Raw genomic sequence first — 21226 nt, forward strand, 5'->3', positions numbered from 1 at the left:
TTCCCTTATTACTTGTACTTGTTTTTAGGAAAAATCTTGAAATCGCTTTCTTGTTGTGGTATAACAGAATTGAAAAATAAAAGTATACTAATAACTTGTTAGAAAGGAGTTTAAATCAGAAAGTCAAGTTATTTTATCAGTAATATATGTTTGTGACTTGAAAGGAGTGTTTTTTATGAGATTTAAAAAAATTGTAACTTCAGCACCTGTTGTATTATCACTATTTTCTATTATGTCTCCTTCTATAGCTTCTGTTAGAATATTTGCTGATGATGTAACTACCACGGAAGTTTCTGAAATTAGTACCTAAGAACAAAAACAAATCGATGATGTAGCCAATGTTCTTGAACAAATGTTTAGAAATGGAGTTAATGAAAAAATTTTTACTGAATATGTTTATAAAAACTTTTCTCAAAAAGATATTGCTCTTGCGGAAAATGAATTAGAAACTAATATTAATAATCTCTATGACAGAGTCCCTTGGGATGAGATGGGAGGATGTATAGCGAGAAAAATACGAGAAGAATTTTTTGCTATGACCAATGTTTCGCTAACTGTTAGGTATGCGTAGAAAAAGGCTTGGTCAGAATTAGCTAAAGTGGTACTAAGATTTGTTAAAGCTAATGGACTTAAAACAAATATTTATATCATTGCTGCTCAATTGGCTATTTGGGTAGTTCAGTGAGGTATGGAATAATGCGTGATAAAAACTTTTTAATAAAGGATGGGATTATTAGCTTTTTGATTGGATTTGTATATGCGTATTTAGTGTTACAAAAATTTATCCTTTGGAAAATCCTTTTGTTTGCATTTATTTTTGCAATTATTAATACAATATTTATGTTTACTAGGAACAAAAAATAAATAATGATTTAGTTAAATAAAATGCGACCCCTAGGGAAGTGTGTTCCTTAGGGGTTGTTGTGCTAGTTCAAGTTTTGTTTCTGTCAAAATCTCAGACTCCCCGTCGAAAAGCGTCCAGACTCGATACCGTTTTTTAGATAGGAAACAACCTCTTGGTACTTGCTTTGTTTCTTCATTCCAGACCTCCCTTGATTTTGTTACATTGTACCTTTTTTTTCTTTCTTGGCAATGTCTAGAGTGTTTATATCGTTCACATCTAGGGGCAAATGTGGTATACTTAGGAGTAAGATTTATAGAATAACAGACAAGAAAGTGAATGGATAAGAACGTGCAGGAACCAGTGAAATTATTTCAATACAATACCCTTGGAGCCTTGATGGCTGGCCTTTATGGTGGTACCATGACAGTAGGAGAATTGCTAGAGCATGGTGACCTTGGTTTGGGAACCTTGGATTCCATTGATGGGGAATTGATTGTCTTAGATGGCAAGGCTTATCAGGCCAAAGGATCAGGAAATCAGCCAGAAATTGTGGAAGTATCACCAGATGCCCTTATTCCTTACGCAGCAGTGGTACCGCATCAGGCAGAGGTCATTTTTCGCCAGCGCTTTGAGATGACAGACAAGGAATTGGAAGAACGAATCGAGTCTTATTATGACGGGGAAAATCTTTTCCGCTCTATCAAGATTCGTGGGGAATTTTCGCATATGCATGTGCGCATGATTCCCAAGTCAACACCAGATACCAAGTTTGCTGATGTCGCAACCCATCAACCTGAATATAGTCGTGACAATGTTGCGGGGACCATCGTTGGTTTCTGGACGCCAGAGATTTTCCATGGGGTTAGTGTGGCAGGCTATCATCTCCACTTCATCTCAGATGATTTGACCTTCGGTGGGCATGTCATGGACTTTGTCATCAAGGAAGGCATTATCGAGGTGGGAGCGGTTGACCAGTTGGACCAACGTTTCCCAGTCCAAGATCGTCAATACTTGTTTGCTAAGTTCAATGTTGACGAGATGAAAAAAGATATTGAAAAGGCAGAATAGGAGAAGAAAATGACCATTCATATTATCATTACCATGGTGCTGTTGCTGGCTTTCTTGATAGGGAGCATTTGGTATGCCAAAAAGAAATACAAGATTAATTTAGCTGTTTTGGGCTTGGGTGCTGTTGCCTTCTTTGTCTCTTCACAGATTTTGGAAAAACTGGTGCATATCTTAGTTTTGCATCCTCAAAAAGACGGTAGTATTGCCCTCTTGCAAGATCATCCGCTTGTCTATATCATCTATGGCCTAGCCATGGCAGCATTTTTTGAGGAAACAGCTCGTCTTGTTTTCTTCAAATGGTTGGAGAAAAAGAGAAATTTGGAAAAGGCAGACGCCTTGGCCTATGGACTGGGGCATGGTGGCTTGGAATTAATTTTCCTAGGCCTTGCTAGTTTGCTCAATCTCTACATCGTTCTCTCAGCAGTTCAAACGCAGAATCCACAGGTCATGCAATTGCTGTCTGAAAATATGTTGAAAACTATCCAGTCGCTATCAGTCTGGCAGATTTATTTGCTTGGTTTTGAGCGAATCTTGGCCCTAGGTTTCCAATTACTCTTGACTGTTTGGGTTTACCAAGCTGTTCGCCAGAAGAAATGGATTTATCTCCTAGCAGCCTATGGCCTACATGCCTTCTTTGACCTGGCACCATCTCTAGTCCAAGTTGGCTGGTTGACCAATCCAGTCTTGGTAGAAGTTGTCCTAGCACTAGAGCTCGTTCTGCTTGCCTATGGAACCAAGGCAATCTTTTGTAAAAAATCATAAAAGGGGGAAACCTCTTTTTTTGTTTAAAATAAGCCCAAGATTTTTTTTAGGGTCGTCAAATGGTCTTAAAAATGGTATAATGGAATGAATTTTGTAAAAGGAAGAGTGACATGTCTGTAAGAGAAAAAATGCTTGAAATCTTAGAAGGAATTGATATCCGTTTTAAGGAACCCTTGCATAGCTATAGTTATACAAAAGTAGGTGGAGAGGCCGATTATTTGGTCTTTCCACGAAATCGTTTTGAGTTGGCGCGCGTTGTTAAATTTGCCAACCAAGAAAATATTCCTTGGATGGTTCTTGGAAATGCTAGTAACATCATTGTTCGTGATGGTGGGATTCGTGGATTTGTCATCTTGTGTGACAAGCTTAATAATGTTTCTGTTGATGGCTATACTATTGAAGCAGAAGCTGGTGCCAACTTGATTGAAACAACTCGCATTGCCCTTCGTCATAGTTTGACTGGTTTTGAGTTTGCTTGTGGCATTCCTGGAAGTGTTGGTGGTGCTGTCTTTATGAATGCGGGTGCCTATGGTGGCGAGATCGCCCACATCTTGCAGTCTTGTAAGGTCTTGACCAAGGATGGAGAAATCGAGACCCTGTCTGCTAAAGACTTGGCTTTTGGTTACCGTCATTCAGCCATTCAGGAGTCTGGTGCAGTTGTCTTGTCAGCTAAATTTGCCCTTTCTCCAGGAACCCATCAGATTATCAAGCAGGAAATGGACCGTTTGACGCACCTACGCGAACTCAAGCAACCTTTGGAATATCCATCTTGTGGTTCGGTCTTTAAGCGTCCAGTAGGGTATTTTGCAGGTCAATTAATTTCAGAAGCTGGCTTGAAAGGCTATCGTATCGGTGGCGTAGAAGTGTCAGAAAAGCATGCAGGATTTATGATCAATGTCGCAGATGGAACGGCCAAAGACTACGAAGACTTGATTGAGTCTGTTATCGAAAAAGTCAAGGAACACTCTGGCGTTACTCTTGAGAGAGAAGTCCGTATTTTAGGTGAAAGCAAGTAAGAAGCTGTATTTGAAAAGCTGCTGCTATGTCATGGAAAGGGGGTGAAAGCCTATCGTTAGTGCAGAAGAATGTAGGCAGTTCAATCTCCTACACGAGGTAGTAGTGGCCTGACAGAGCCCTGATCTGTTAATCTATGAAAAAGAAGGAATAAATGACAATTGAAAAAACCAATTATTGAATTCAAAAACGTCTCTAAAGTTTTTGAAGACAGCAACACCAAGGTTCTCAAAGACATCAACTTTGAGTTGGAAGAAGGGAAATTCTACACCCTTCTAGGCGCATCTGGTTCAGGGAAATCAACCATCCTAAACATCATTGCAGGTTTACTGGATGCGACGACAGGAGATATCATGCTAGACGGTGTCCGAATTAATGATATCCCAACCAACAAGCGAGACGTCCATACCGTCTTTCAATCCTATGCCTTGTTTCCACATATGAATGTGTTTGAAAATGTTGCCTTTCCACTCCGCTTGCGTAAAATTGACAAGAAAGAAATCGAGAAACGCGTAGCGGAAGTTCTAAAGATGGTTCAGTTGGAAGGTTATGAAAAACGTTCCATCCGTAAACTTTCTGGAGGACAACGCCAGCGTGTGGCTATTGCCCGTGCTATCATCAACCAACCCCGTGTGGTCTTGCTGGATGAACCCTTGTCAGCGCTAGACTTGAAATTAAGAACAGACATGCAGTACGAACTGCGTGAACTGCAACAACGATTGGGCATTACCTTTGTCTTTGTCACTCACGATCAGGAAGAAGCCCTTGCCATGAGTGACTGGATTTTCGTTATGAATGATGGCGAGATTGTCCAGTCTGGAACGCCTGTGGATATCTACGACGAGCCGATTAACCACTTTGTTGCCACCTTTATCGGTGAGTCAAATATCTTGCCAGGTACCATGATTGAGGACTACTTGGTTGAGTTTAACGGCAAACGCTTCGAAGCGGTCGATGGAGGTATGAAACCAAATGAGCCAGTCGAAGTCGTGATTCGTCCAGAGGACTTGCGCATTACTCTTCCTGAAGAAGGCAAGCTCCAAGTTAAGGTCGATACCCAGCTCTTCCGTGGGGTTCACTATGAAATTATCGCCTATGATGAACTTGGAAATGAATGGATGATCCACTCAACCCGTAAGGCCATCGTGGGTGAGGAAATCGGTCTGGACTTTGAACCAGAAGACATCCATATCATGCGTCTCAACGAAACCGAGGAAGAGTTCGATGCTCGTATCGAAGAATACGTGGAAATTGAAGAGCAAGAAGCAGGTCTGATCAATGCAATCGAGGAGGAAAGAGATGAAGAAAACAAGCTCTAAACTCTTTGTAGTGCCCTACATGCTCTGGATTGCCCTCTTTGTGCTCGCACCCTTGGTCCTGATTTTCGGTCAATCCTTTTTCAACATTGAAGGCCAGTTTAGCTTAGAAAACTATAAATCTTACTTTGCGTCACAAAACTTGACCTACCTAAAAATGAGTTTCAACTCTGTACTCTATGCAGGAATTGTGACCTTTGTGACCTTGCTTATCAGCTATCCAACAGCCCTCTTTTTGACCCGTCTTAAGCACCGTCAACTCTGGCTCATGCTGATTATCCTGCCGACATGGATCAATTTGCTCCTCAAAGCCTATGCCTTTATCGGGATTTTTGGTCAAAATGGCTCTATTAACCAATTCTTGGAATTTATCGGAATTGGTTCACAGCAGTTACTCTTTACCGATTTCTCCTTTATCTTTGTCGCAAGCTACATCGAGCTTCCCTTTATGATATTGCCAATCTTTAATGTCTTGGATGATATGGACAACAATCTCATCAATGCCAGCTATGACCTCGGTGCGACCAAGTGGGAAACCTTCCGTCATGTCATCTTCCCTCTGTCTATGAATGGTGTGCGAAGTGGGGTTCAGTCTGTCTTTATCCCAAGCTTGAGTCTCTTCATGCTGACTCGTTTGATTGGTGGGAACCGCGTTATCACACTAGGTACAGCCATTGAGCAGAACTTCCTGACCAATGACAACTACGGTATGGGTTCAACCATCGGTGTGATTCTCATCCTGACCATGTTCGTCACCATGTGGGTGACCAAGGAAAGGAGAGAACGATGAAAAAATTTGCCAACCTTTATCTGGGACTGGTCTTTCTTGTCCTCTACCTGCCAATCTTTTACTTGATTGGTTATGCCTTTAATGCAGGCAACGACATGAATAGCTTTACAGGCTTTAGCTTGAGCCATTTTAAAACTATGTTTAGCGATGGCCGCCTCATGTTGATTGTGACTCAGACCTTTTTCATGGCCTTCTTGTCAGCCTTGATTGCGACCATTATCGGGACTTTCGGTGCTATTTACATTTCTCAGTCTCGTAAGAAATACCAAGAAGCCTTTCTTTCACTTAATAATATCCTCATGGTTGCGCCTGACGTTATGATTGGTGCCAGCTTCTTGATTCTTTTTACTCAACTCAAGTTTTCACTTGGCTTTTTGACAGTTCTTTCTAGTCACGTGGCCTTCTCGATTCCTATTGTGGTCTTGATGGTCTTGCCTCGACTCAAGGAAATGAACGGCGACATGATTCATGCGGCCTATGACTTGGGAGCCAGTCAATTTCAGATGTTCAAGGAAATCATGCTTCCTTACCTGACACCGTCTATCATTGCAGGTTATTTCATGGCCTTCACCTATTCGCTAGATGACTTTGCCGTGACCTTCTTCGTAACGGGAAATGGCTTTTCAACCCTGTCCGTCGAGATTTACTCTCGTGCTCGCAAGGGAATTTCACTAGAAATCAATGCCCTGTCTGCCCTTGTCTTTCTCTTTAGTATTATCCTAGTGGTTGGATATTACTTTATCTCACGTGAGAAGGAGGAGCAAGCATGAAAAAACTCTATTCATTTTTAGCAGGAATTGTAGCCATTATACTCGTCTTGTGGGGAATTGCGACTCATCTAGATAGTAAAATCAATAGTCGAGATAGTCAAAAATTGGTTATCTACAACTGGGGAGACTATATCGATCCAGAACTCTTGGAGCAATTCACAGAAGAAACAGGCATCCAAGTCCAGTACGAGACCTTTGACTCCAACGAAGCTATGTACACTAAGATTAAGCAGGGTGGAACGACATATGATATTGCCATTCCTAGTGAATACATGATCAACAAGATGAAGGACGAAGACCTCTTGGTACCGCTTGACTATTCAAAACTGCAAGGTCTTGAAAATATCGGACCAGAGTTCCTCAACCAGTCCTTTGACCCAGGCAATAAATTCTCTATCCCTTACTTCTGGGGAACCTTGGGAATTGTCTACAATGAAACCATGGTTGATGAAGCGCCTGAGCATTGGGATGACCTTTGGAAGCCAGAGTATAAGAACTCTATCATGCTCTTTGATGGGGCGCGTGAGGTGCTGGGACTGGGGCTCAACTCCCTCGGCTACAGCCTTAACTCAAAGGATCCTCAGCAGTTGGAAGAGACAGTAGACAAGCTCTACAAGCTCACTCCAAATATCAAGGCCATCGTTGCTGACGAGATGAAGGGCTACATGATTCAGAATAACGCTGCTATCGGTGTGACCTTCTCGGGTGAAGCCAGCCAAATGCTAGAAAAAAATGAAAATCTACGCTATGTGGTTCCGACAGAAGCCAGCAACTTATGGTTTGACAATATGGTCATTCCCAAAACAGTCAAAAACCAAGATGCAGCCTATGCCTTTATCAATTTTATGTTGAAGCCTGAAAATGCTCTCAAAAATGCAGAGTATGTTGGCTATTCAACACCAAACCTACCAGCTAAGGAATTGCTCCCAGAGGAGAAAAAAGAAGACAAGGCCTTCTATCCAGATGCTGAAACCATGAAACACCTAGAAGTTTATGAGAAATTTGACCATAAATGGACAGGGAAATATAGCGACCTCTTCCTACAGTTTAAAATGTATCGGAAGTAGGAGCTAAACGGAAGAAAACGAATCAGTTAGAGCTGGTTCGTTGTAAAATCAAACAACGCATAATATCAGGTGTTGAAAAACTTGATATTATGCGTTTTATAGCAGATTGAAGTTAGAATAGCACACCTTGGTTTCTAAAATATTGTTAAAAATTAGTTTGAATTTCTCAACTAATTTGTTCAGATATTCCTTCATTCTGCTATAAAAAAATCAAACGCTTCCTTCTCACGATAGTAAAGGGAAATATGTAATAAAAATTTAATAATTCTGAAATTTAAGGATATATAGTTTGAAATTCTTGATAAAACAAGTTACCGTAAGTAAGTAAGTAAGTAAGTAAGTAAGTAAGTTTTTTTGTCCCGATTATGATATAATGAATACACTAGTATGAACTGTGCAAGTAGGAGAAGTGATACTTTTCTCTCATTTCACAAACATTTCATATTTGAAATTTATAATAAGATATAGCTTTCCAGTTTTTACTATACTTTGATATTCAAATATGTTATGCTATGATTATCAAAGTAAATAAAAGGGGTTACGAATATGACGCCGGAAGAAATGTACTTGACAGAGCGATTGGATGTACAGATAGCTCATTTTTTAAAGAAAAGTATTCAACATCGTAGGCGCTATAAGGTGTTAAAAATAACAGAAATCGTGGCAGGTTTTCTCATAGCAGTTTTCTGTGCTATTCCTATGCCAGGTGATCGCTACCGTTTGATTTCGGTTGCTTTGTCCAGTTTAGGCTTGCTGTGTGAAGGGATTCTCAATTTGTATAATGCAAAGGAACACTGGATTTCTTACCAAAAGACTGCGCAACTCCTGGAGAGAGAAAAATTCCTTTATCAATGCCAAACGGAGAAATATGCAGGAAAAACCAAGGCTTTTGCCCTATTTGTCAAGACATGCGAAAGTCTTATCTCAGAGGAAATCAACCAGTGGGAAAGTATCCAGTCAAAAGAAGTGGCAGCTAGTGCAGATGCTCCAGGGGAAAAAAGAGTAGGAGGTGGAGGAAATGTTTCAATCTAGCTACTTATTGCCCTTGCTCTGGTTGAAAAAAGAAGCCAATAAAGAAGAGATGAGTGCGACCCAGTGCCAGATATTTTTCTTTTATTATCAAATGTTTGAACTCTTATTTGCTAGAGAAAGCGACTTGAGAGACTTATGTCTGGGAAGGCAAGGTTTTTATTTCTCGCAGTTAGAGAAAGATTTGCTTTCTGGAGTTTCCCACTTTCTAAAAAACTTGGAGGGAAAAGGGACTCTCAAGGCTAATCAAGAAGTATCAGCTCGCAAAGCTCTTTTTCTAGCCTTGACAACTAGCCAGTCAGATTGGCAGGAGTTAGCTCCTGTTTTTGATTTTTATCAGACTATTGGGAGACTTGAACATCCTTCTCTCTTGAGTTCTCAGGACAGACAAGATCTGATGTGGATTTACCAGTCAGCTTTGGAGAAGGATTATAGTGTCAAGGTAATTGGCGACAAGCATTTTGTATTGAAGAGACAAGATGCTACTAAATTGACAGCGCGCCAAACTCAAACTTTGGAAATTCTGAGCCAATCAGAAGACTTGGTCAATCCTGTCTATGTTACATTAGGAGAAAAGGGGGTGCTCTTGCTTGATTAAGAGAGGAGATGTTGTAGCTCTTTATTTGCCTTTTCCGACTATTAGTAGCGATTTGGCTGTGAAGAATCATATGTATATCTGTATTGACAACAGCACGACTAAAAACAAAGAGTTGGTTAAAAATCAGACCTTCAAACCAGCTCTCTTGACCAGACGTTTGGTCAAGAACTTTATGATAGAAGAGCCGGATCTAGCTCGTAATCCTTTTACAAGACCAACCTTGATTGACTTAGATAAGGTATTTATGTTGGATAATACGGTCATTCCGACTTCTTATCTAGCCAGACGGCGACGCAATGTCTCAGAAGAATTATACGAGGAAATTTTGGATCACTTAGTCCAACCACGGCTGATTTCGCTGAACAAGTCTGAGTTTATGCAACTCAATCCAGGAACTTATTAGGAGGTAGAAGATGACAAATAAAGCAGTAAATGACTTTATACTAGCTATGGATTACGATAAAAAGAAACTCTTGACCCATCAGGGAGAAAGTATTGAAAATCGTTTCATCAAAGAGGGGAATCAGCTACCCGATGAGTTTGTTGTTATCGAAAGAAAGAAGCGGAGCTTGTCGACAAATACAAGTGATATTTCTGTAACAGCTACCAACGACAGTCGCCTCTATCCTGGAGCACTTCTCGTAGTGGATGAGACCTTGTTAGAGAATAATCCCACTCTTCTTGCGGTCGATCGTGCTCCGATGACTTATAGTATTGATTTGCCTGGTTTGGCAAGTAGTGATAGCTTTCTCCAAGTGGAAGACCCCAGCAATTCAAGTGTTCGCGGAGCGGTAAACGACTTGTTGGCTAAGTGGCATCAAGATTATGGTCAGGTCAATAATGTCCCAGCTAGAATGCAGTATGAAAAAATCACGGCTCACAGCATGGAACAACTCAAGGTCAAGTTTGGTTCTGACTTTGAAAAGACAGGGAATTCTCTTGATATTGATTTTAACTCTGTCCATTCGGGCGAAAAGCAGATTCAGATTGTTAATTTTAAGCAGATTTATTATACAGTCAGCGTAGATGCTGTTAAAAATCCAGGAGATGTGTTTCAAGATACTGTAACGGTAGAGGATTTGAGGCAGAGAGGAATTTCTGCCGATCGTCCTTTGGTCTATATTTCGAGTGTTGCTTACGGGCGTCAGGTCTATCTCAAGTTGGAAACTACGAGTAAGAGTGATGAAGTAGAGGCTGCTTTTGAAGCTTTGATAAAAGGAGTCAAGGTAGCTCCTCAGACAGAGTGGAAGCAGATTTTGGACAATACAGAAGTGAAGGCAGTTATTTTAGGGGGCGACCCGAGTTCGGGTGCCCGAGTTGTAACAGGCAAGGTGGATATGGTAGAGGACTTGATTCAAGAAGGCAGTCGCTTTACAGCAGATCACCCAGGCTTGCCGATTTCCTATACAACTTCATTTTTACGGGACAATGTAGTTGCGACCTTTCAAAACAGTACAGACTATGTTGAGACTAAGGTGACAGCTTACAGAAACGGAGATTTACTCTTGGATCATAGTGGTGCCTATGTTGCCCAATATTACATTACTTGGGATGAATTATCCTATGATTATCAAGGTAAAGAAGTTTTGACTCCTAAGGCTTGGGATAGAAATGGGCAGGATTTGACGGCTCATTTTACCACTAGTATTCCTTTAAAAGGGAATGTTCGCAATCTCTCTATCAAAATTAGGGAATGTACAGGACTTGCCTGGGAATGGTGGCGTACGGTTTATGAAAAAACCGATTTGCCACTCGTACGTAAGCGGACGATTTCTATTTGGGGAACGACTCTCTATCCTCAGGTAGAAGATAAGGTAGAAAATGACTAGGAGGGAAGAATGTTTGCGACAAAAAGAGTGAATGGCGATTTGTTTTCAGGACTTATCACAGATGTGGATGAGGAAATCATGAATAGCGATCAAAATCGCCTTGATATTGATACTATTGTTATCCACCATAATGGTGGGCTGAGTGATGAGGGGGCTAGAAGTACTTGGTATGTCTCTACAGGTCATGGCACATCTGCTCACTATCAGGTGACTCCTGATAAGATATGGGGGTGTGTTGGTGAAGAGAGCGTCGCTTATCATGCCGGCAACTATGAGGTCAATCAGCGTTCGATTGGTATTGAACACTTAAATAACCGTGGGGAACCTGACTGGACTATTGCAGAGGAAACCTACAGGAACTCAGCACGTTTGATTGCAGATATTTGTAATCGTTATAATTTACCAATCAATCGTGAAACCATCCATCCTCACCAGGAATTTACTGCTACAGATTGTCCTGGTGGAATTGACATTGACCGTTTGATTCAGATGGTATTGGAGTTATCAGGTGATATTGACAATGAAGAGCAAGTAAAACAATTTTCGGAAAGTGACCAAGTTTTTCTTGTTCGTGTAGTAAATGATGATCTCTACCTCCGAACAGGTCCAGGTGTAGATTATCCTGATGACGGATTTTGTCCCCTTGGAACTTTTACTATCATACAGGTAGAGGAGGCAGATGGCTATACTTGGGGCTTGTTGAAGTCGGGTAGGGGTTGGATTGCACTAGACTATACAGAAGAATTCAAATAGAAAAAGGAAGAAATAATGAAACAAAAACATGAAAAAGATCACAAAGAGGAAAAGGTTTTTCGCTATTCAATTAGGAAGTACCACTTTGGTGCTGCCAGCGTTGCCGTTGCGGCGCTGATGTTTTTTGCCAATGGGACAGTACAGGCACAAACACCTGATATTTCCCCAGCGACAGAGAGTGGAACGACTAGAACCAGCGTCCTTGTAAGCGATTCCTCGGGGGGGGGAGCGGGGGGGGGGGGGGGGGGGGGGGCTGAAGAGCTAAATGAAAAAACTCCTGATACGGACCCTAGTCAGCTAGAGCAATCTAGCCAAGGCAATCAAAAGCCTCAAGAGGCATCAGATGAAAACAAGTCTCTGGCAAAAACTAATGAAGAAGGCAAGGGAGAAAAGCAAGCAGAAGAAGCAAGCCGTCCTACTGTGAATAAGTCACTTGCCGAGTCTGCACAAACCAGTCTGCAAGCCCTGCTTGCCAATCTGACACTGGATTCTATGAAAGAACTCCATGCTCGTGTAGATGAAAGTCTAGCAAGAGCTAAAGCTGTTCTTGATAATCCAAACTCCAGTCAAGAGGAGGTTAATGCCCAGGTTCAAGCCATGAAAGCCTTGACTGAGGAAGTCAATAAGGTTTTGGCTGGCAGTTCTTTTACTTTTAACAATAATCAACCGGTAACTCTGCAATCAAAAACATTGCGAATTTTGTTAAAAGAAGTAGATAGATTGGACAAGAGTAAATATACAAAGGATTCGCTTGAAAAATTAGCAGAAAGAGTATCAAAAGCTCAGTATGCTTTGCTAAATGCTAAGACACAAAAAGAAATTGATGAAGCATATGCTAGTGTGATTTCTTTTAAAAATAGCGGGTTGGAGTTAGAAAAGAAAGCAACTGTCAAGCCTAGAGAACTAAATAGACCTATTGAAAAAGTAACAGAGGAGTTATTTTCGGTAAGGAATTCAACATCTAGGGTAAGTGTATCATCTGGTGAAAGTGGATTTCGATCAATTCCTGGTTATAGTTATCAAGTAACAAAAGGAAGTTTAGGTAATCTAACGGCTGGTCAATATCTAAATCGTAATGTGATGGTTAAATTAACTACTCCTTCACGAAATGATCGAAATCAGCAAGTTACGACTTTTCCGAATATTGGTCCTCGTTTAGAATATGCTAATTTAAGAACAGACGGTCAAAAACCATATCCGAGTGACACAGAAGTGAACTATGTTTTTGTAGGGAATATTCCAAATGAAATGGTAGGTGCCTATAACTTGTTGATAACACGTTATAGTGATAAAAAAGTAGTTGTACAAATTCCTATTGTAGTCAAGCCTCAAAAACCGACTGTTACAGTTGATAATATAGATACTGTTGCAGGTAAAACAGCTACTGTGAAAGCAACAGCTCTTAATTCATCTGATTCTAAAGTCACTTTTTACGTGAATAATGCTGAGAAAGCGACTGTTAATGCGGTCAATGGACTCGCAACTTGGACGACAACAGAAAAATTAAATAAGGGTGATATAATAACTGCTAAAAATAGTGCAAAAGCGGATCTACACACCACTGATGCATATGGGAATAGTATAACTGTTTCTAGAGCAGATTCAGAAATAAGTGATGCGGTTTTAATACCTGAAAAAAAATCAGTCGATAAGACAGAACTTACAAACGCCAAAGACGCCTTGAAAGCAGACGTTGAGCAAGTTGCCGATACAGCTGGTAAGACAGAAGCAAGTAAACAAGCCTACGAAACAGCGAAGACAAAAGCGAACACAGCGGTAAGCGAAGCTGAAACCGTGATTGCCAACGCGAGCGCAACGGAACAAGACGTAGCGAATGCGAAAGCAAAAGTAGACGCAGCTAAGAGAGAACTTGATACAGCCAAAGCTGGCTTGCAAGATGTCAATAAGACAGAACTTACAAACGCCAAAGACGCCTTGAAAGCAGACGTTGAGCAAGTTGCCGATACAGCTGGTAAGACAGAAGCAAGTAAACAAGCCTACGAAACAGCGAAGACAAAAGCGAACACAGCGGTAAGCGAAGCTGAAACCGTGATTGCCAACGCGAGCGCAACGGAACAAGACGTAGCGAATGCGAAAGCAAAAGTAGACGCAGCTAAGAGAGAACTTGATACAGCCAAAGCTGGCTTGCAAGATGTCAATAAGACAGAACTTACAAACGCCAAAGACGCCTTGAAAGCAGACGTTGAGCAAGTTGCCGATACAGCTGGTAAGACAGAAGCAAGTAAACAAGCCTACGAAACAGCGAAGACAAAAGCGAACACAGCGGTAAGCGAAGCTGAAACCGTGATTGCCAACGCGAGCGCAACGGAACAAGACGTAGCGAATGCGAAAGCAAAAGTAGACGCAGCTAAGAGAGAACTTGATACAGCCAAAGCTGGCTTGCAAGATGTCAATAAGACAGAACTTACAAACGCCAAAGACGCCTTGAAAGCAGACGTTGAGCAAGTTGCCGATACAGCTGGTAAGACAGAAGCAAGTAAACAAGCCTACGAAACAGCGAAGACAAAAGCGAACACAGCGGTAAGCGAAGCTGAAACCGTGATTGCCAACGCGAGCGCAACGGAACAAGACGTAGCGAATGCGAAAGCAAAAGTAGACGCAGCTAAGAGAGAACTTGATACAGCCAAAGCTGGCTTGCAAGATGTCAATAAGACAGAACTTACAAACGCCAAAGACGCCTTGAAAGCAGACGTTGAGCAAGTTGCCGATACAGCTGGTAAGACAGAAGCAAGTAAACAAGCCTACGAAACAGCGAAGACAAAAGCGAACACAGCGGTAAGCGAAGCTGAAACCGTGATTGCCAACGCGAGCGCAACGGAACAAGACGTAGCGAATGCGAAAGCAAAAGTAGACGCAGCTAAGAGAGAACTTGATACAGCCAAAGCTGGCTTGCAAGATGTCAATAAGACAGAACTTACAAACGCCAAAGACGCCTTGAAAGCAGACGTTGAGCAAGTTGCCGATACAGCTGGTAAGACAGAAGCAAGTAAACAAGCCTACGAAACAGCGAAGACAAAAGCGAACACAGCGGTAAGCGAAGCTGAAACCGTGATTGCCAACGCGAGCGCAACGGAACAAGACGTAGCGAATGCGAAAGCAAAAGTAGACGCAGCTAAGAGAGAACTTGATACAGCCAAAGCTGGCTTGCAAGATGTCAATAAGACAGAACTTACAAACGCCAAAGACGCCTTGAAAGCAGACGTTGAGCAAGTTGCCGATACAGCTGGTAAGACAGAAGCAAGTAAACAAGCCTACGAAACAGCGAAGACAAAAGCGAACACAGCGGTAAGCGAAGCTGAAACCGTGATTGCCAACGCGAGCGCAACGGAACAAGACGTAGCGAATGCGAAAGCAAAAGTAGACGCAGCTAAGAGAGAACTTGATACAGCCAAAGCTGGCTTGCAAGATGTCAATAAGACAGAACTTACAAACGCCAAAGACGCCTTGAAAGCAGACGTTGAGCAAGTTGCCGATACAGCTGGTAAGACAGAAGCAAGTAAACAAGCCTACGAAACAGCGAAGACAAAAGCGAACACAGCGGTAAGCGAAGCTGAAACCGTGATTGCCAACGCGAGCGCAACGGAACAAGACGTAGCGAATGCGAAAGCAAAAGTAGACGCAGCTAAGAGAGAACTTGATACAGCCAAAGCTGGCTTGCAAGATGTCAATAAGACAGAACTTACAAACGCCAAAGACGCCTTGAAAGCAGACGCAAGTGCACGCCAAGTGGCTAAAGAATTGCCAAATACAGGTACAGCAGATTCTACTGTAGCTATGGTAGCAGCAACTGCAAGTGCATTACTTGGTCTTGGTCTTGCAGGATATCGTCGTAAAGAAGAGGAAGAAGCTTAGTTAGGAACTTGTTCGATTAGCATCAAATAATGAATTTGATTTTCAAAACCTAGACAAGCACCTCTCATAAAAAATCTCCTAGTAGTCATTTCTGCTAGGAGATTTTTGTGTACGCTAGGGATATCGTACAGCTGATACTCAAATATAATCGGCTCTTTTGGGTACGATGGGCATGTCGTGCATCTGAGGTGTATAGTTGTTTAGTTTTAAACAAGCACGTTATAATAAAGCTATGGTATATAGTACAGATTTTAAACAAGGAGCATTAAATTACATCAAAGAGGGGCACAGCCATGTCGAGGCAGCTAAAGTTTTTTATGTTGGCGTCAGAACTCTCTTCACTTGGGAAAAGAAAGGCGTGAACAAGGACACTTAGAGCGGAAAAAGCGAGTCGTCAAAAACCGAAAGATTCCTTTGTACTCAATGAAAATCAAAGAGCAAACTAGGAAGCTAGCCGCGGGTAGCTCAAAACACCGTTTTGAGGTTGCAGATAGAACTGACGAAGTCAGCTCAAAACACTATTTTGAGGTTGTGGATAGAACTGACGAAGTCAGCTCAAAACACTATTTTGAGGTTGTGGATAGAACTGACGAAGTCAGCTCAAAACACTGTTTTGAGGTTGTGGATAGAACTGACGAAGTCAGTAACATATATACGACAAGGCGACACTGACGTGGTTTGAAGAGATTTTAGAAGAGTATAACAACTATAGGTTGTCTATCTCTCGTACTCTTAATAAATTTTATACTCCTGTATAATGTAATCATATAGGCTTACCAAAGACTCAGTTCGAGGATAACATTTAGAAAGTTTTTTCATAATCAAATGCATATTATAAGGTTCTCTTAATATTTGATAATATGCGCTTTTCTCATTTTAAAGCCTATTACTAACTCTCCAAAGTTGTGAAGGTTCCTAGCACGATTTGCTATCGACAATTTTTATCGGAAGTGGTGATGATTCATAGTTTATATATCCTTATGTTTTTTTATTTGATTTGCTTATTTACTTGCCCAGCCTCTTTTCAAAAAAAGTTTCTGGTTGATATTCTCTTCCTCAAAACGGATTTCCAAATAAAAAGCAGATTTTTGATTTTGCTTGACAAATTGTTAAGAATCTAATATAATAAAATTCGTAGAAGAAAACTATCGCTTTTAGCGTAGCCAAAGAATTACTGGTCGGTCTGTTTTGGTCAGTAGTTCGTAGATAGGCTTATTTGGGTTTTATATATTTTCCGCAAGCAGATGAATAAATATATCGTAGGAAGAGGTGTAAATAGCCTCTTTATTTTTTTGAGAAAAGGTACAGTATGTTAAGAAATTTAATTCTTAGTTACAGAACGTTGATGGATACTCAATACAAATTTACTATCACTCAGACTGTTTCCAAACAAACTACAGAAAAATATATTGAGTTAAGCTTCACGGAACCAAATTTTCATCATCTTATAGGTTTGCACAAACTAAAAGGAATAGATAAAGTTAAGTGCTTCAATGGTAATGGGGCTCAGAGGATATATAACAAAATTTTGGGAAATCATATCACTTTTTATGATTTAGATAAAGATACATCTCAGCATAAGGCTGCATTTTTATCTAGAGCAACTTCTCTGAATTTAATTTATACGATGCTAGAAAATATAAGTGTTAATTTAAAGGGATTGTACTATTTTGACCCCAATAAAATTGGGTCGAAGATTAAAGCAAAGTATTTATTGCATTTTCAACATAGAGATAAAGAATTTTATTTTTTGTTTGATAAATATGATAAGAAGGTTAAGAACACTGATATTTGCTATCCTGTTTCAGTTTTTAGAAGAAAAATACAGGCTGAGTTGCCAGAAGGGCGTAGTGCAAAACACTATGAAATGAACCAACCCCCCATTAAGCTATTGAAGGTTGAAAAAATACAGGGGGCTAGAATTGTTACATTATACGACAGATAGTTCATTTGGTTTAGAGAGCTATTTTGAGTATGACAGGTATATCAGATATCTGAGATGTAAGTCCGTTGTGGGCACCAGCTAACTGTGAAGCCAATAGCAATCCTGAGCCTGATCCTAAGACTGATGCTGGAAATAAGAATCATTTCCAGTTGACGCAAGCTTAAAAAAACGTTATAATAAGAAAGTTGAGAATTGATTTTCAGTTGTCTTAGTCCAGAGAAGTGGCGGTGCTGCGAGCCATCTAAGCTAGGAAGTCATGCTACTCAATCATACAATTGCATAAGAACAAGAGAATGACAAGTTCATTGAATGAAGGTGGTACCGCGGTTTTTCGCCCTTCGTGATATGAGCTTGTCTTTTGGTTTTTTGGAGGTGTTGATGAAAACATTTCTTGTCAAACAAAAGTTTCGTCTTGGAGGCGAACGCTTCGCTATCAAGGATGACAGGGGAGAAATTGCCTATCAGGTGGAGGGATCATTTTTTAAGATTCCCAAAACCTTTACCATTTATGATGCTAATGGTGAACAGGTCAGTCAGATCAGTAAAGAAATCTTGACCTTGCTACCTCGTTTTGAAATTCAGCTTCAGGATGGGTCCAGTTTTGTCATTCGTAAGAAGTTGACCTTCTGGCGAGATAAGTATGAGTTTGATAATCTGGGGCTTCGTATCGAGGGCAATATCTGGGATTTGAATTTCAAACTACTGGATGATCGCGATCAGTTGATTGCGGAAATCAGGAAAGAACTCTTCCATCTGACCTCTACTTATAACGTAACAGTCCTTGAGGACGCTTATGCAGACCTAGTCATTTCTCTCTGTGTCGCTATTGACTATGTGGAAATGCTGGAAAGCCAATCACATTAAACAAGTAAATAAGGAGACAATATGAAACAACTATCTAGTGCACAAGTACGCCAAATGTGGCTTGATTTCTGGGCGACTAAAGGTCACTCAGTAGAACCATCAGTGAGTTTGGTTCCTGTAAATGATCCAACTCTTTTGTGGATCAACTCTGGGGTAGCAACTCTTAAGAAATACTTTGACGGGACTATCATCCCTGAAAATCCACGTATTACCAATGCTCAAAAAGCGATTCGTACCAACGACATTGAAAACGTAGGGAAGACTGCGCGTCACCATACCATGTTTGAAATGTTGGGGAATTTCTCTATCGGGGATTACTTCCGTGACGAAGCCATCACTTGGGCTTATGAGCTTTTGACAAGCCCTGAGTGGTTTGACTTCCCAGCTGAAAAACTTTACATGACCTACTATCCAGACGATAAAGATTCATACAACCGTTGGATTGAAGTGGGAGTGGACCCAAGTCACTTGATTCCAATCGAGGACAACTTCTGGGAAATTGGTGCGGGACCTTCTGGACCGGACACAGAGATTTTCTTTGACCGTGGGGAAGCTTTTGACCCAGAAAATATCGGTATTCGTCTCCTTGCAGAAGATATCGAAAACGACCGTTACATCGAAATCTGGAACATCGTATTGTCACAATTTAACGCAGACCCTGCTGTTCCTCGTAGTGAGTACAAGGAATTGCCACACAAGAACATTGATACGGGCGCTGGTTTGGAGCGTTTGGTGGCGGTTATCCAAGGGGCTAAGACAAACTTTGAAACGGATCTCTTCATGCCGATCATCCGTGAAGTGGAGAAATTATCTGGTAAGGTCTATGACCAAGATGGCGACAACATGAGCTTTAAAGTTATTGCTGACCACATCCGTTCCCTTTCATTTGCCATCGGTGATGGTGCTCTTCCTGGAAACGAAGGACGTGGTTATGTCCTTCGCCGTCTTCTTCGTCGTGCTTCTATGCATGGTCAAAAATTGGGAATCAACGAGCCTTTCCTTTACAAACTCGTTCCAACTGTTGGTAAAATCATGGAAAGCTACTACCCAGAAGTGCTTGAAAAACGTGACTTTATCGAAAAAATTGTTAAGAGCGAGGAAGAATCCTTTGCTCGTACCCTTCATTCAGGTCAACACTTTGCTCAAGGTATCGTAGCAGACTTGAAAGAAAAAGGTCAATCTGTCATTGCTGGTCAAGATGTCTTTAAACTCTACGATACTTATGGATTCCCAGTTGAATTGACTGAAGAAATCGCTGAAGAAGCTGGTATGACTGTGGACCGTGAAGGATTTGAAGCAGCCATGAAAGAACAGCAAGAACGTGCGCGTGCGTCAGCTGTAAAGGGTGGCTCAATGGGTATGCAAAATGAAACCCTTCAAAACATCACTGTAGAAAGTGTCTTCAACTACAATGCTAGCCAATTGTCTTCTAAATTGGTGGCTATCGTGGCTGACAATGCAGAAGTAGAATCTGTGTCAGAAGGAACTGCCTCACTTATCTTTGCGGAAACGCCATTCTATGCTGAAATGGGTGGACAGGTCACTGACCACGGACAAATCTTGGATGAGTCAGGTAAGGTCGTGGCTACTGTGACCAATGTTCAAAAAGCACCAAACGGACAAGCACTTCACACGGTTGAAGTTCTTGCACCGCTTGCCTTGAACCAAGAATATACTCTGGCAATTGATACAAATCGTCGTCACCGTGTTATGAAAAACCACACTGCGACTCACTTGCTTCACGCTGCCCTTCACAATATCCTTGGAAATCACGCAACACAAGCAGGATCTCTTAACGAAGTCGAATTCCTTCGCTTTGACTTTACGCATTTTCAAGCAGTAACTGCTGAAGAATTGCGTGCGATTGAACAGCAAGTCAACGAGAAAATCTGGGAAGCTCTTGAAGTTAAGACAGTTGAAACGGATATTGACACTGCCAAAGAAATGGGAGCTATGGCTCTCTTTGGTGAGAAATACGGCAAGGAAGTTCGTGTTGTTACTATCGGTGACTACTCTATCGAGCTTTGTGGTGGTACCCACGTTGGTAATACTTCTGAAATTGGCCTCTTCAAGATTGTCAAAGAAGAAGGGATTGGATCAGGAACTCGCCGTATCTTGGCAGTGACTGGTAAGGAAGCCTTTGAAGCCTACCGTGAACAAGAAGACGCTCTTAAAGCTGTCGCAGCAACCTTGAAAGCACCTCAAGTCAAGGAAGTGCCTCATAAAGTAGAAGGAATTCAAGAACAACTTCGTCAACTTCAAAAAGAAAATGCTGAATTGAAAGAAAAGGCCGCAGCTGCAGCCGCGGGCGATATCTTTAAGGATGTGAAGGAAGTCAACGGTCACCGTTACATTGCTAGTCAAGTGTCTGTATCTGATGCTGGTGCCCTTCGTACTTTTGCAGATAACTGGAAACAAAAAGACTACTCTGATCTTCTTGTCCTAGTTGCTGCTATCGGTGACAAAGTCAATGTCCTTGTAGCAAGCAAGACAAAAGACCTTCATGCAGGAAACCTTGTCAAAGAATTGGCACCAATCGTCGATGGACGTGGTGGTGGTAAACCAGACATGGCCATGGCAGGAGGAAGCAACCAAGCTAAGATCCAAGAATTGTTGGATGAAGTAGCAGCTAAATTGTAATAAAGTAAAGATCTATCCATTTGGGTAGGTCTTTTTGTGAATACAAAAAAGCCAAATCCGATTG

At 41.3% G+C, this 21226-nt stretch carries 19 protein-coding genes and 1 pseudogene; all 20 read left to right on the forward strand.

The features are described from left to right. Window positions 1-175 precede the first annotated feature (175 nt). Window positions 176-310, forward strand: a complete 135-nt coding sequence (locus ACWPV5_RS02385; protein ID WP_258318529.1) for a hypothetical protein — start codon at window positions 176-178, stop codon at window positions 308-310. 42 nt (window positions 311-352) lie between these two features. Beyond that, window positions 353-571, forward strand: a complete 219-nt coding sequence (locus tag ACWPV5_RS02390) for a hypothetical protein (RefSeq protein WP_258318530.1) — start codon at window positions 353-355, stop codon at window positions 569-571. Window positions 572-1180: 609 nt separating this feature from the next. After that, complete coding sequence (budA, locus tag ACWPV5_RS02395) at window positions 1181-1912, forward strand: acetolactate decarboxylase (protein WP_454382108.1); 732 nt, start codon at window positions 1181-1183, stop codon at window positions 1910-1912. A gap of 9 nt (window positions 1913-1921) precedes the next feature. Further along, the gene (locus ACWPV5_RS02400) at window positions 1922-2674 is read left to right on the forward strand and encodes a YhfC family intramembrane metalloprotease (RefSeq protein WP_454382109.1); all 753 of its coding nucleotides are present in this window, start codon (window positions 1922-1924) and stop codon (window positions 2672-2674) included. 110 nt (window positions 2675-2784) lie between these two features. Beyond that, entirely contained in the window at window positions 2785-3690 is a 906-nt protein-coding gene (gene murB, locus ACWPV5_RS02405) for a UDP-N-acetylmuramate dehydrogenase (protein ID WP_454382110.1), read from the forward strand. Window positions 3691-3849: 159 nt separating this feature from the next. After that, complete coding sequence (locus tag ACWPV5_RS02410) at window positions 3850-5007, forward strand: ABC transporter ATP-binding protein (RefSeq protein ID WP_125451210.1); 1158 nt, start codon at window positions 3850-3852, stop codon at window positions 5005-5007. Continuing rightward, a complete protein-coding gene (locus ACWPV5_RS02415; RefSeq protein WP_261040690.1) occupies window positions 4988-5794 on the forward strand; it encodes an ABC transporter permease in 807 nt (268 codons plus the stop codon). Before ACWPV5_RS02410 ends, ACWPV5_RS02415 begins: the two co-directional genes overlap by 20 nt. Further along, window positions 5791-6564 (forward strand): ABC transporter permease, encoded by a 774-nt coding sequence (locus ACWPV5_RS02420; protein ID WP_261040691.1) that lies wholly within the window; start codon window positions 5791-5793, stop codon window positions 6562-6564. The genes ACWPV5_RS02415 and ACWPV5_RS02420 overlap by 4 nt, the downstream gene beginning before the upstream one ends. Next, the gene (locus tag ACWPV5_RS02425) at window positions 6561-7631 is read left to right on the forward strand and encodes an ABC transporter substrate-binding protein (RefSeq protein WP_261075565.1); all 1071 of its coding nucleotides are present in this window, start codon (window positions 6561-6563) and stop codon (window positions 7629-7631) included. The genes ACWPV5_RS02420 and ACWPV5_RS02425 overlap by 4 nt, the downstream gene beginning before the upstream one ends. 546 nt (window positions 7632-8177) lie before the next feature. Further along, window positions 8178-8663, forward strand: a complete 486-nt coding sequence (locus ACWPV5_RS02430; protein WP_261075566.1) for a DUF4231 domain-containing protein — start codon at window positions 8178-8180, stop codon at window positions 8661-8663. Further along, window positions 8650-9258: a hypothetical protein gene (locus ACWPV5_RS02435; RefSeq protein WP_261075567.1), complete on the forward strand. Its 609-nt coding sequence runs from the start codon at window positions 8650-8652 to the stop codon at window positions 9256-9258. Before ACWPV5_RS02430 ends, ACWPV5_RS02435 begins: the two co-directional genes overlap by 14 nt. Further along, window positions 9251-9661 carry a hypothetical protein gene (locus tag ACWPV5_RS02440; RefSeq protein ID WP_138705901.1) on the forward strand — a complete coding sequence of 137 codons (411 nt, stop codon included), beginning with the start codon at window positions 9251-9253 and terminating at the stop codon, window positions 9659-9661. The genes ACWPV5_RS02435 and ACWPV5_RS02440 overlap by 8 nt, the downstream gene beginning before the upstream one ends. A 10-nt stretch (window positions 9662-9671) precedes the next feature. Next, on the forward strand, window positions 9672-11087 hold the full coding sequence (gene ply / locus ACWPV5_RS02445; protein ID WP_173261657.1) for a cholesterol-dependent cytolysin pneumolysin: 1416 nt from the start codon (window positions 9672-9674) through the stop codon (window positions 11085-11087). Between the two features lie 9 nt (window positions 11088-11096). Then, window positions 11097-11840, forward strand: coding sequence for an N-acetylmuramoyl-L-alanine amidase (locus ACWPV5_RS02450; RefSeq protein WP_261026513.1), 744 nt, complete (start codon window positions 11097-11099; stop codon window positions 11838-11840). Between the two features lie 15 nt (window positions 11841-11855). Continuing rightward, window positions 11856-15713, forward strand: a complete 3858-nt coding sequence (locus ACWPV5_RS02455) for a YSIRK-type signal peptide-containing protein (protein WP_454382111.1) — start codon at window positions 11856-11858, stop codon at window positions 15711-15713. A 232-nt stretch (window positions 15714-15945) separates the two neighbouring features. Further along, window positions 15946-16142: pseudogene (locus ACWPV5_RS02460) on the forward strand (IS630 transposase-related protein); the annotation flags it as partial. Next, the gene (locus ACWPV5_RS02465; RefSeq protein WP_261075538.1) at window positions 16137-16385 is read left to right on the forward strand and encodes a hypothetical protein; all 249 of its coding nucleotides are present in this window, start codon (window positions 16137-16139) and stop codon (window positions 16383-16385) included. The pseudogene ACWPV5_RS02460 and the gene ACWPV5_RS02465, both read left to right, overlap by 6 nt. 637 nt (window positions 16386-17022) lie before the next feature. After that, window positions 17023-17658 (forward strand): PBECR4 domain-containing protein, encoded by a 636-nt coding sequence (locus ACWPV5_RS02470; protein WP_261025919.1) that lies wholly within the window; start codon window positions 17023-17025, stop codon window positions 17656-17658. Between the two features lie 378 nt (window positions 17659-18036). Beyond that, complete coding sequence (locus tag ACWPV5_RS02475) at window positions 18037-18522, forward strand: LURP-one-related/scramblase family protein (protein ID WP_261069071.1); 486 nt, start codon at window positions 18037-18039, stop codon at window positions 18520-18522. Between the two features lie 21 nt (window positions 18523-18543). Next, the gene (gene alaS, locus ACWPV5_RS02480; protein WP_454382112.1) at window positions 18544-21162 is read left to right on the forward strand and encodes an alanine--tRNA ligase; all 2619 of its coding nucleotides are present in this window, start codon (window positions 18544-18546) and stop codon (window positions 21160-21162) included. Window positions 21163-21226 lie beyond the last annotated feature (64 nt).

The organism is Streptococcus sp. Marseille-Q7156 (assembly GCF_965119495.1).

Excerpts from the sequence above, each read along its gene's own strand:
- ACWPV5_RS02385 (WP_258318529.1), top strand. The coding sequence starts at position 176 with ATGAGATTTAAAAAAATTGTAACTTCAGCACCTGTTGTATTATCACTA.
- ACWPV5_RS02390 (WP_258318530.1), top strand. The coding sequence starts at position 353 with ATGTTTAGAAATGGAGTTAATGAAAAAATTTTTACTGAATATGTTTAT.
- budA (WP_454382108.1), top strand. The coding sequence starts at position 1,181 with ATGGATAAGAACGTGCAGGAACCAGTGAAATTATTTCAATACAATACC.
- ACWPV5_RS02400 (WP_454382109.1), top strand. The coding sequence starts at position 1,922 with ATGACCATTCATATTATCATTACCATGGTGCTGTTGCTGGCTTTCTTG.
- murB (WP_454382110.1), top strand. The coding sequence starts at position 2,785 with ATGTCTGTAAGAGAAAAAATGCTTGAAATCTTAGAAGGAATTGATATC.
- ACWPV5_RS02415 (WP_261040690.1), top strand. The coding sequence starts at position 4,988 with ATGAAGAAAACAAGCTCTAAACTCTTTGTAGTGCCCTACATGCTCTGG.
- ACWPV5_RS02420 (WP_261040691.1), top strand. The coding sequence starts at position 5,791 with ATGAAAAAATTTGCCAACCTTTATCTGGGACTGGTCTTTCTTGTCCTC.
- ACWPV5_RS02425 (WP_261075565.1), top strand. The coding sequence starts at position 6,561 with ATGAAAAAACTCTATTCATTTTTAGCAGGAATTGTAGCCATTATACTC.
- ACWPV5_RS02430 (WP_261075566.1), top strand. The coding sequence starts at position 8,178 with ATGACGCCGGAAGAAATGTACTTGACAGAGCGATTGGATGTACAGATA.
- ACWPV5_RS02435 (WP_261075567.1), top strand. The coding sequence starts at position 8,650 with ATGTTTCAATCTAGCTACTTATTGCCCTTGCTCTGGTTGAAAAAAGAA.
- ply (WP_173261657.1), top strand. The coding sequence starts at position 9,672 with ATGACAAATAAAGCAGTAAATGACTTTATACTAGCTATGGATTACGAT.
- ACWPV5_RS02450 (WP_261026513.1), top strand. The coding sequence starts at position 11,097 with ATGTTTGCGACAAAAAGAGTGAATGGCGATTTGTTTTCAGGACTTATC.
- ACWPV5_RS02455 (WP_454382111.1), top strand. The coding sequence starts at position 11,856 with ATGAAACAAAAACATGAAAAAGATCACAAAGAGGAAAAGGTTTTTCGC.
- ACWPV5_RS02465 (WP_261075538.1), top strand. The coding sequence starts at position 16,137 with ATGAAAATCAAAGAGCAAACTAGGAAGCTAGCCGCGGGTAGCTCAAAA.
- ACWPV5_RS02470 (WP_261025919.1), top strand. The coding sequence starts at position 17,023 with ATGTTAAGAAATTTAATTCTTAGTTACAGAACGTTGATGGATACTCAA.
- ACWPV5_RS02475 (WP_261069071.1), top strand. The coding sequence starts at position 18,037 with ATGAAAACATTTCTTGTCAAACAAAAGTTTCGTCTTGGAGGCGAACGC.
- alaS (WP_454382112.1), top strand. The coding sequence starts at position 18,544 with ATGAAACAACTATCTAGTGCACAAGTACGCCAAATGTGGCTTGATTTC.